Origin of the sequence: Kluyvera huaxiensis, from assembly GCF_040149365.1 — a bacterium.
In the GTDB taxonomy this organism is placed as follows: Bacteria; Pseudomonadota; Gammaproteobacteria; order Enterobacterales; family Enterobacteriaceae; genus Kluyvera; species Kluyvera intermedia_A.
In genome coordinates this window covers 1-8,978 of record NZ_JBEFLV010000043.1, presented here as the reverse complement: position 1 = coordinate 8,978, position 8,978 = coordinate 1, and the positions used below count along the sequence as shown (strand labels likewise).

At 51.5% G+C, this 8,978-nt stretch carries 13 protein-coding genes and 1 riboswitch; of the genes, 3 read left to right on the top strand and 10 right to left on the bottom strand.

Translation table 11 applies throughout. The annotated features are described in order from the left end of the window. Positions 1-72 precede the first annotated feature (72 nt). The 5 genes from ABOC97_RS23680 to ABOC97_RS23660 all read right to left on the bottom strand — a co-directional run bounded on the left by ABOC97_RS23680 (position 73) and on the right by ABOC97_RS23660 (position 4,591). Entirely contained in the window at positions 73-258 is a 186-nt protein-coding gene (locus tag ABOC97_RS23680; RefSeq protein ID WP_349602296.1) for a hypothetical protein, read from the bottom strand. A 53-nt stretch (positions 259-311) separates the two neighbouring features. Next, a complete protein-coding gene (locus ABOC97_RS23675) occupies positions 312-1,142 on the bottom strand; it encodes an ABC transporter permease (protein ID WP_349602294.1) in 831 nt (276 codons plus the stop codon). A 10-nt stretch (positions 1,143-1,152) separates the two neighbouring features. Then, positions 1,153-2,499, bottom strand: coding sequence for an LLM class flavin-dependent oxidoreductase (locus ABOC97_RS23670; RefSeq protein ID WP_349602292.1), 1,347 nt, complete (start codon positions 2,497-2,499; stop codon positions 1,153-1,155). 143 nt (positions 2,500-2,642) lie between these two features. Continuing rightward, a complete protein-coding gene (locus ABOC97_RS23665) occupies positions 2,643-3,950 on the bottom strand; it encodes a voltage-gated chloride channel family protein (RefSeq protein WP_349602290.1) in 1,308 nt (435 codons plus the stop codon). 70 nt (positions 3,951-4,020) lie between these two features. After that, positions 4,021-4,082, bottom strand: a riboswitch (Fluoride riboswitch). 44 nt (positions 4,083-4,126) lie between these two features. Further along, a complete protein-coding gene (locus ABOC97_RS23660; RefSeq protein ID WP_349602288.1) occupies positions 4,127-4,591 on the bottom strand; it encodes an Lrp/AsnC family transcriptional regulator in 465 nt (154 codons plus the stop codon). A gap of 140 nt (positions 4,592-4,731) precedes the next feature. Here ABOC97_RS23660 and ABOC97_RS23655 point away from each other — a divergent pair, with 140 nt between their 5' ends. Then, positions 4,732-5,343 (top strand): LysE family translocator, encoded by a 612-nt coding sequence (locus tag ABOC97_RS23655; RefSeq protein WP_349602286.1) that lies wholly within the window; start codon positions 4,732-4,734, stop codon positions 5,341-5,343. 35 nt (positions 5,344-5,378) lie between these two features. Here ABOC97_RS23655 and ABOC97_RS23650 read toward each other — a convergent pair whose 3' ends face one another. From ABOC97_RS23650 to ABOC97_RS23635, 4 genes are all read right to left on the bottom strand, one after another. Continuing rightward, positions 5,379-5,651 carry a GNAT family N-acetyltransferase gene (locus ABOC97_RS23650; protein ID WP_234508806.1) on the bottom strand — a complete coding sequence of 91 codons (273 nt, stop codon included), beginning with the start codon at positions 5,649-5,651 and terminating at the stop codon, positions 5,379-5,381. A 10-nt stretch (positions 5,652-5,661) separates the two neighbouring features. Then, a complete protein-coding gene (gene yjdI, locus ABOC97_RS23645; RefSeq protein WP_061283302.1) occupies positions 5,662-5,895 on the bottom strand; it encodes a 4Fe-4S mono-cluster protein YjdI in 234 nt (77 codons plus the stop codon). Between the two features lie 69 nt (positions 5,896-5,964). Continuing rightward, positions 5,965-6,498, bottom strand: coding sequence for a hypothetical protein (locus ABOC97_RS23640; protein WP_349602283.1), 534 nt, complete (start codon positions 6,496-6,498; stop codon positions 5,965-5,967). Positions 6,499-6,675: 177 nt separating this feature from the next. Then, the gene (locus tag ABOC97_RS23635) at positions 6,676-7,368 is read right to left on the bottom strand and encodes an oligogalacturonate-specific porin KdgM family protein (protein WP_234508803.1); all 693 of its coding nucleotides are present in this window, start codon (positions 7,366-7,368) and stop codon (positions 6,676-6,678) included. Positions 7,369-7,991: 623 nt separating this feature from the next. Here ABOC97_RS23635 and ABOC97_RS23630 point away from each other — a divergent pair. Further along, positions 7,992-8,249 (top strand): YjhX family toxin, encoded by a 258-nt coding sequence (locus ABOC97_RS23630; RefSeq protein ID WP_349602281.1) that lies wholly within the window; start codon positions 7,992-7,994, stop codon positions 8,247-8,249. 129 nt (positions 8,250-8,378) lie between these two features. After that, positions 8,379-8,792: a phosphate-starvation-inducible protein PsiE gene (gene psiE / locus ABOC97_RS23625; protein WP_349602279.1), complete on the top strand. Its 414-nt coding sequence runs from the start codon at positions 8,379-8,381 to the stop codon at positions 8,790-8,792. 107 nt (positions 8,793-8,899) lie between these two features. Here psiE and ABOC97_RS23620 read toward each other — a convergent pair. Then, positions 8,900-8,978: IS1 family transposase (locus ABOC97_RS23620; protein ID WP_001401901.1), on the bottom strand; the 79-nt coding region annotated here is incomplete at its 5' end.

Here is an 8,978-nt window from a genome sequence, read left to right as displayed (position 1 = left end):
AGCTGAACAGGAGGGACAGCTGATAGAAACAGAAGCCACTGGAGCACCTCAAAAACACCATCATACACTAAATCAGTAAGTTGGCAGCATCACCCCGGTGCCTTTGAAATAACCGAGTGCTTCCGCTAACTCATGGGCGGAAATACCGCCGTAGCTCGCCATATAGCGCATAGTCACTTCATCCTGAGCCCGCGCGGAGGCGCTGATGCCAAAAAGGAAAAGAGCCGCAACCCACGCAAAATAAATTTGTTTTTTCATTATAAAATTCTCATCAGGCTATATTCGAAAGCGAAAAATAAAGTGCAGAAAAATTAGTGGTTACGCGTGTTCCAGCGACACAGACGGCGTTGCAATAGCACCAGAATGGCGTTAGCTAATAGCCCGGCAAAGGCCAGCAGAAATATGGCGGCGAACATCATCGGGATCTGGAAGTTATATTGGGCGTTTATCACCCGGAAGCCGATCCCCTGATTGGCGCCAATCATCTCAGCGGCGATCAGCAGCAGCAGCGCGGTGGTCGCCGACAGGCGTAGGCCGACAAAAATAGAGGGCACGGAAGCCGGAACAATCACCCGGTAGAACATCGTCAGTCGCCCGGCACCAAAGGTTTTCGCCATCTCTAAGAGCTTCCCATCCACCTCTTTAACGCCGCTAATGGTCGACAGCAGAATCGGAAACAGCGCCGCCCAGAAGATAACGAACACTTTGGAGGTTTCCCCCAGCCCAAGCAGCAGGATAAAGATCGGATACAGGGCCAGCGCTGAGGTCTGACGGAAGAGCTGAAGAATCGGATCCAGCGCCTGTTCCAGCGGACGAATTTGCCCCATAAACAGACCCAGCGGAATACCCACCACGATGGCGGCGAAGAACGCCAGCCCGGCACGCTGCAGGCTTATCGTAATGTCCCCGAGCAGCGCCCCCTGAGTGATACCGTTCCACAAGGCCACAAAGATTTTATCCAGCGGCGGGATCACCGCCGCATTCAGCCATCCCGTGCTGCTGGCAATTTGCCAACCGGCGAAGAACAGCACCAGCAGGCCGTAGCGGGCAATCAGCGACAGGCTGCGCTGATACCACACTTTGTAAGCTGGCGTCGCCTGCCGACGGGCTCTCAGACGGATTCGGGTGGTGGAATAGAACATAGAAACCTCCTCAAGCCACTTTAGCGTTGCGCACAGCGCTATAGCGGTTGCTGGCAAACGGCAACCCCAGATTTTCACGCAGCGTTTTGCCTTCGTATTGGGTTCGGAACAACCCGCGTTTTTGCAAAATTGGCACCACCAGCTCGATGAAATCATCCAGGCCGCCCGGCAACCAAGGCGGCAGCACGTTGAAACCATCCGCCGCTTCATTTTCGAACCACGCTTGTAGCGTATCCGCCACCTGCTCAGCGCTGCCGACAACGGTGAAGTGGCCGCGTGCGGTCGCTACCCATTGATAGAGCTGGCGAATGGTAAAGTTGTTTTCATCGGCGATCTGGCGGATCAACTCCGGACGCGATTTCATGCCTTCCGTGACCGGCAACGGTGGCAGTGGGCCATCCGGATCGAATTTACCCAGATCGATCGCCCCGCCCGCCAGACCGTTCAGCAGCGCGATGCCATCAGCTTCAACAATCAGCGAAGTCAGCTTGCGGTATTTCTCCTGCGCTTCTTCCTCGGTGCGGCCGATAAACGGCGCGACGCCGGGCATGATCAGGACATGATCCGGGTTACGACCGACAGCTCTGGCGCGTTTTTTAATATCGCGATAGAAATCCTGCGCGGTTTCCAGATGCTGGTGTGACGTGAAGATCACTTCAGCGGTGGCTGCGGCCAGTGAGCGTCCACTTTCAGACTGCCCAGCCTGCACGATAACCGGCTGGCCCTGAGGAGAACGCGGTACGTTCAGCGGCCCGCGAACTTTAAAGAATTTGCCGACATGGTTGGTATCATGCACCTTATCCCGTTCGAAGAACTGACCGGAGGCTTTATCACGCAGGAAGGCATCGTCTTCGAAGCTATCCCACAGCTTTTTCACCACTTCAACGTGCTCGGTTGCCCGCTGATAGCGGTATTCATGCGGGTGCTGAGCGTCGAGATTAAAATTATGCGCCGCGGCTTCCGTGGCAGTCGTCACCACGTTCCACCCGGCGCGACCGCCGGAGATTAAATCCAGTGAGGCAAATTTGCGTGCCAGATTGTAGGGTTCTTCATAGGTAGTGGAAGCGGTGGCAATAAAACCGATGTTTTTGGTCAGCGGTGCCAGCGCGGAGAACAGCGTCACCGGTTCAAAACCGGCCACTTTCGCCGTACCGCCATCGGTGACGCCGGAGGCCGGAATCGCCAGGCCATCGGCAAGGAAGTAGGCGTCAAATAAGCCGCGTTCGGCGGTTTGCGCCAGCTGCTTGTGGAATTCGAAACTGGTTGCGCCATCGGCGGGTTGGTCCGGATGACGCCACGCCGCAATATGCTGGCCGCCGCCGGGGAGGAAAGCACCTAACTTGATTTGTCTGCTCATTCTGGGTTTCTCCTGATTCGTTGCCGAAATAGTGGGCTGGAACCAAGATAGCCAGAATGAGCCGCCATTCTGAAATAACAATTATTGAGTACGTTATTTACATTTTCGCAATAAGAAATCCATGCTGTTACAACAATAAGTTATTAGCTATCCGCTTTTTCCTTATTATGGTCAGCGACAGACCGCCGCCAGGCCGCGAGTTCCGCCAGTTTTATGCCTGCCGGTACGCTGCAATGTTTCATACAGGCAATGCGCTGGGAGCGGTAGATACCGGTATAGCCTGACACCAGATACGCCACCACGCAGCCCATTGCGGCATAAATGCCGATATCAGCCCCGAAGAGTTCAATCGCCATCAGGGTTGAGGCAATCGGCGTATTGGCTGCGCCGGCGAAAATCGCCACAAAGCCGATCCCGGCGAGAAAGGCGAACGGTAAATGCAGCAGCGGCGCCAGCGCATTGCCCAGCGTCGCCCCAACGTAGAACAGCGGCGTCACTTCCCCGCCTTTAAAGCCGCTCCCTAGCGAGGTCACGGTAAACGCCAGCTTGCCGAGAAAATCCCACGGCGCCAGCGGGTGCTGAAATGCATCGACAATCACCGGGATCCCGAGGCCAATGTAACGGTCGGCATGCAGCAAATAGACCGCCGCGGCAACAATCGCCCCGCCGATAAATGGCCGCAGCGGTGGGTAAGCGATGTGCGTTTTCATAATGCCGCCGACCAAATGCGTGGCATCGGCAAAAACGCGAGCCGCGAGACCAAAGCAGCAGCCCGCGATCATCACCGCCCCCAACGTCCAGATAGACATTTGTGGGATCGCCGACATCGCGTAATGCGTGTGCTGAATGCCCCACATCAGCCCAACCTGGTCGGCAACAATCGCCGCCAGCAGGCAGGGAAAAATCGCCGTGTAGTGTATCCGGCCTATCGCCATGACTTCCAGGCCGAAAATAGCCCCGGCGAGCGGCGTGCCAAATACCGAAGAGAAACCGGCGCTGACGCCAGCCATCAAAACCATGCGCCGCGCGTCATTATTGAGCTTTAACACCGAGGTAAACCGATCGGCAATCGATGCCCCCATTTGTACCGCCGTACCTTCGCGCCCAACCGAGGCGCCAAACAAATGCGAAATCACCGTGCCGATAAATACCAGCGGCGCCATCCGCAGCGGAATCACTTTTGCCGGGCTATGAACCTCTTCAAGAATCAGGTTGTTACCCGCTTCAACGTCGCGGCCAAAACGCAAATAGACCCAGCCCACGGCAAAACCGGCAAACGGCAGTAGCCAGATAAGCCAGTGATGATGGAGACGCGTTGCGGTCGCCCAGTCGAGCGAGAAGAGAAACAGCGCGGAGGCCGAGCCGACAAAAACGGCAATCACCAGCGCCAGCAGCAGCCATTGGAGTAAAAAGAAAAGCGGATTTTTACGAGCGAAGTGTTCAGAGAGCATTGACGCATCCTCAGATGAATTAATCATCCTGGACGCGGTAGAGGTGTGCCTGTTCATTCCCGGTCCAGGAATAGAAACAGGCATCATCAGCCACACGGCGGTTCAAGGGGGTATGCCATCCCCTGTGCGGGAATATTAGCACACGAATCGTTTCAGCTAAAAGTGTGCTGATGCGATTATTTTAGCGTCTCCAGCGGGAAGGGCCGGTCCTGCACCACCGTTTTCATCACCAGCGTAGAGCGCAGATGCTGTACGCCGGGCATCGCCGAGAGCTTTTGATCGTAGAGTTTCTGGAAAGCCGAAAGATCCCGCGTCACCACCTGCATCAAGTAATCCGGATCGCCAAACAGGCGCTGTGCCAGCACGATCTGCGGGATCTCTTCCACCGCTTCTTCAAAAGCGCTAACCGCTTTTTTATCGCCCTCTTTTAAGGTGGCAAACACCAACGCCACAAAGTTGAATCCCATTTTGCCGGGATCGAGGTTGGCACGGTAGCCGGAGATCACGCCTTCCTGCTCCAGCGCGCGCAGACGTCGATGACACGGTGAGAGGCTCAAATTCACCCGTTCCGCCAGCTCGGTAATAGATAAACGCCCATCCGCCTGAAGCTCAGCAAGAATTTTTCGATCAATGCTATCCATTTAGAAGATTCTCTCATTTGATGCGAGTTTCCAGCATAACATTGAAAGCTCATTGCGCAGTATTCCCGATATTCTTTCGTTAGTGCTACACGTGAATGAATTGAGGGTAACGTAATGAAAATTAAGGGAAGGTTCAGAGAATGGAAATAAGTCTGGTCGCCGGATTCTGGCTGGTTTCCTTTCTGCTTATTATGACGCCAGGCGCAGATTGGGCCTATACCATCAGCGCCGGGATCCACGGCCGTCGTATCGTGCCTGCCGTCGCCGGACTGATGTCCGGCCATCTGCTGGCGACACTGGTGGTGGTCGCTGGACTAGGGGTATTGATTGCTGGGCATCCGCTGGTGCTGTCCGCGATTACGCTTTTGGGCGCATGTTATCTGCTATGGCTCGGTGTTTCGCTGCTGCGCTATCCGGCCACGGTTTCCAGCGCTAACCAGCTCAGCGGCGGTTGGAATCACTGGGCGTTGAAGGGATTGTGCATCAGCGGCCTCAATCCAAAGGTCTTTTTACTGTTTTTGGCGCTGCTGCCGCAGTTCACCGACCCGCACGGTCAATGGCCGGTTGCCATGCAGATGTCGGCGCTCGGGCTGATGCATCTTGTCACCTGCACCATTATCTATCTGCTGGTGGGCTATGGTTCGCGGGCGCTGCTGGCAAGCCGTCCACAGGCGGCAAGAATGGTCAGTCGATTCTCAGGGGGATTGATGGTGGTGATTGCGGCGCTGCTGTTGTTCGAGCAGATCCATTAAAAAGAAGCTGCGCCAGCCTGAGCTGGCGCAGAGATTCAGGCACGAATATCGTCGTACTCGCGGGTGTTATCAAACTCGTGTTTAGCAAACGGGCACAGCGGAATGATTTTGCGCTGTTCGGCGCGCATTTTCGCCACCACTTTTGCCACCAGCTTTTTACCCACGCCCTGCCCTTTCAGGCTTTCATCGACATCGGTGTGCTCAATGATACTCAGGTGTTCACCGGTAGGGACAAACACAATCTCGGCGACCTGATTGCCGTCAGCATCGTTGACGTAAAACTTGTTATGGCCTTCCAGAATTTCCATATGCTCTCACTTAGTCATGATGACGGTACTTAAGCGCCCCGCTCGGGCAGGTATCAATCACGCGCACCACCGTGGCAACGTCAACTTCATCCGGGATGATCCACGGTTTGCGCTTCAGGTTGAACAGCTTCCCGCTGCCGCGAACGCAGTTGCCGGAATGCTGGCAAATCGCCGTATTGAAGTAGACATCTATCTTCTCCCCGGTATAGACGCGATAACCCGCGTCCTGTAGTTCCTTATCCATGACATTGCCTCTATTTTTTTATATATGTTCGAGACTAAGCATAGACCTCCCCCCGATGAAAATCGCCAATCATTTCACCGTCACTTCATTGCGAATGCGGTTTTGAAACTCAGTCGACTGGGTAGCAAACTTTTGCAGTTTATCGTTGAGCTCAGCAATCACGCGCGGGCCGTCGCTTGAGCGTCCATAAAGGAAATCAAAATAGACCGTGCAGTCAGCTATCTTGCATAGCTTGTCATAGTCGTCCTGTAAATGGGGAAAATAGATGAAAATCAGCGCCTTAATTTTGGAGTGCAGATGAGTATTGTCACCGTTGATGCTGGCCTGTGTCCCGCGGAATTCCGCATCCTGCTTTCTCTTTATCTTTGCCAGAAAGAAATTAATACTCGCGATACGCTGCGTGTGCCACTCAATTTCCATCGCTAATAGCTCTTCATATTTCTGCAGCGTTTTCTGATGTTTTTCCTCCTCACGTTTTAGCTCAAATTCATTCAGCATTTTTTTCTCAATTTTCATTTCGGTACGCATGATGAGAAACCATCCGCCGCCCAAAACCAGAAAACAGACGATGAGAAGTAATAAAACGGCCATAGCGCTATTCATGCATCAACCTCTTCGTGAATGTGAAAACAAATGACGTCATGTAAGAGCGACACAACTGCGCAGTAATATTAAAAAAAATATGCTGGCATCAAAAAACGTTCGAGGATGAGGTTTATCGCAAAGCAGAAAGGCGAGAACCCCGGCCATTTTGCCGGGGTTCTGCAAACAAGAATGGGATTAGAAGGAGTACGCTACACCAACGCGGAAACGGGTCTGACGGTCGTCACGATCGTTGACACCTACGTTGCCCACTTCACCATATGGCGCCCAGTTTTTGTCGATTTTGTACGCCACTTTGACGTTGTATTCCTGAGAATACGGCTTGCTGTTATTACGATCTTTGCCTTCTGAACTGCGTGCGTAAACATAGTTCAGCTCGGTACGCCAGTCACCGAACACGTAGCCCGCCCATGCATCACCACGGTTGACTTTATCGTCGTTAACCGGCTTAGAAGGATTGCGGGTGTAGTCATAGCGATAACGTGCTGCCACGTAGAAGCCATTATCGAAGCTATATTGCACGCGCAGGTTTGGTTTATAGATAGAACGGCTGTCGTTACTTTCAATATTAAAGCCTGGCTGCACGGAGAAGTTTTTATTGAATTTATACTGGTAGCTAATCGACTCTTCATGACCGTTACCAACAAAATCTGCATACGGTTTATCGGTATTATCGCCGCCTGATTTCCACTTCGCTTCTACTGAAAAACCGAAGCCATTAGCAAAACGGTGAGAGACTGAAACGCGGTCGGCGTTAGTTTTGTCTGTCTTGCCACCATCAATAAATTCGTGACGCAAATCGACTGTTACTGCGGATGCGGCGAAAGATGCGCCACATAAAGCCATCATGACCAGAGATTTCTTAAACATTCAATAACCCTCAATTGGAATCATGTTTCATTTTTATGAAACTGCATTTTATTTTTTTAAGAAGTATATTTTAGTGATCAAGATCGTAAAGATTTATTTCAAGGATGAGGGAGATGGAATGACGTGACAGAGTTCAAGTAAAAAGCGATTGACTATGCATAAATAACGGCACAGATCACACCATAAGTTAATTTACAGTAAATTGACAAAAATACAGATAACGACATTAATCGTTTAAAATCAATTAATTAAAAAATATAATAACATCAGTTACTTGTTTTTAATTAATAATTCAGCAAGCTAACAATATAAAAATCAAGAATTAACCGAAGTTAAAATACATATTCGAAACATATCCTCACTACTCATTGGTAGTAAAAACCGAAGCTTTCTGGTTCACATTTTCAGGACAAACTCATTTCCGGATAACAGTTCCGTGTTATCCTGACGAGGTTATTTTCTTCTTACGTACTTCGAGGCCTGCATGCTGGAGAATGTGATCATCAGATAATCAGCCACCGACCTTTTCCGGCCGGACTGATTATCGCTGCGCTTAAAACCTACGCTTTCACCTACGGGTGTTGGCTCGTTTTCGCATATGATGATTAAACAGGTTCTTCAGTATGAATTTATCCCGTCAGGAACAACGTACCTTACACATTCTTGCCAAAGGTGGCCGTATCACGCACGTCCGTGATAGCTCGGGCCGCGTCACCGCCGTTGAATGCTACAGTCGCGAGGGGTTTCTGCTCAGCGACTGCACTCTCGCCGTGTTCAAAAAGCTTAAAACGAAAAAATTGATTAAGTCTGTGAACGGGCAGCCTTACCGCATCAATACCACCGGGCTGAACAATGTTCGCGCCCAGACCGATAACCGCTAATCCCCTCGCTGCCCTCTTTATCGGAGGGCAGTTTTATATCATGTCATCACAACCAGCTAGTAAGCCCGCACCCGCAGTGCTAATTCTGACTATACTGACGGTAATAAAACCGCCGAGCAGAGCGCGAAAATGCGAACAACTCTAACCACTTCATTCACAACGACCATCCCTGCCACTCTTCAGTTTGTGTTAAATATTGGAATGTTGTGCCTGGCCGTGATCCTGCTGGTTTTTCTTGGCAAGGAATCCTGGTTTCTGGCCAAAACCTTTTTAAATGCGGCCACCGTCAAAAGCTACGATTTTGTTGAAGGCTTGCTGACGTGGTTTCTGTACTTCGAATTTATTGCCCTAATCGTCAAATACTTTCAGTCCGGCAGCCATTTCCCGTTACGTTATTTTGTCTATATTGGCGTGACGGCGATTGTTCGTCTTATCATCGTGCACTACGATTCGCCGATGAACGTGCTGCTCTATTCCCTGTCGATTTTGATTCTGGTGATCACCCTTTGGGTCTGTAGCAGCTCCCGACTGGCGCGGGATTGATAACGAGCCCCCTGCGCTGTCAGCGAGAACCACGCTCGATACCTGACTCAATACGAACGGAAAACCACCGGGGGTTATCTTTATCATTGCTGGGTAATGACTCCAACTTATTGATAGTGTTTTATGTTCAGATAATGCCCGATGACTTTGTCATGCAGCTCCACCGATTTTGAGAACGACAGCGAC

Bases quoted from the DNA above. Each gene is read 5' to 3' on its own strand.
- ABOC97_RS23680 (WP_349602296.1), bottom strand. From the start codon at position 258: ATGAAAAAACAAATTTATTTTGCGTGGGTTGCGGCTCTTTTCCTTTTT.
- ABOC97_RS23675 (WP_349602294.1), bottom strand. From the start codon at position 1,142: ATGTTCTATTCCACCACCCGAATCCGTCTGAGAGCCCGTCGGCAGGCG.
- ABOC97_RS23670 (WP_349602292.1), bottom strand. From the start codon at position 2,499: ATGAGCAGACAAATCAAGTTAGGTGCTTTCCTCCCCGGCGGCGGCCAG.
- ABOC97_RS23665 (WP_349602290.1), bottom strand. From the start codon at position 3,950: ATGCTCTCTGAACACTTCGCTCGTAAAAATCCGCTTTTCTTTTTACTC.
- ABOC97_RS23660 (WP_349602288.1), bottom strand. From the start codon at position 4,591: ATGGATAGCATTGATCGAAAAATTCTTGCTGAGCTTCAGGCGGATGGG.
- ABOC97_RS23655 (WP_349602286.1), top strand. From the start codon at position 4,732: ATGGAAATAAGTCTGGTCGCCGGATTCTGGCTGGTTTCCTTTCTGCTT.
- ABOC97_RS23650 (WP_234508806.1), bottom strand. From the start codon at position 5,651: ATGGAAATTCTGGAAGGCCATAACAAGTTTTACGTCAACGATGCTGAC.
- yjdI (WP_061283302.1), bottom strand. From the start codon at position 5,895: ATGGATAAGGAACTACAGGACGCGGGTTATCGCGTCTATACCGGGGAG.
- ABOC97_RS23640 (WP_349602283.1), bottom strand. From the start codon at position 6,498: ATGAATAGCGCTATGGCCGTTTTATTACTTCTCATCGTCTGTTTTCTG.
- ABOC97_RS23635 (WP_234508803.1), bottom strand. From the start codon at position 7,368: ATGTTTAAGAAATCTCTGGTCATGATGGCTTTATGTGGCGCATCTTTC.
- ABOC97_RS23630 (WP_349602281.1), top strand. From the start codon at position 7,992: ATGAATTTATCCCGTCAGGAACAACGTACCTTACACATTCTTGCCAAA.
- psiE (WP_349602279.1), top strand. From the start codon at position 8,379: ATGCGAACAACTCTAACCACTTCATTCACAACGACCATCCCTGCCACT.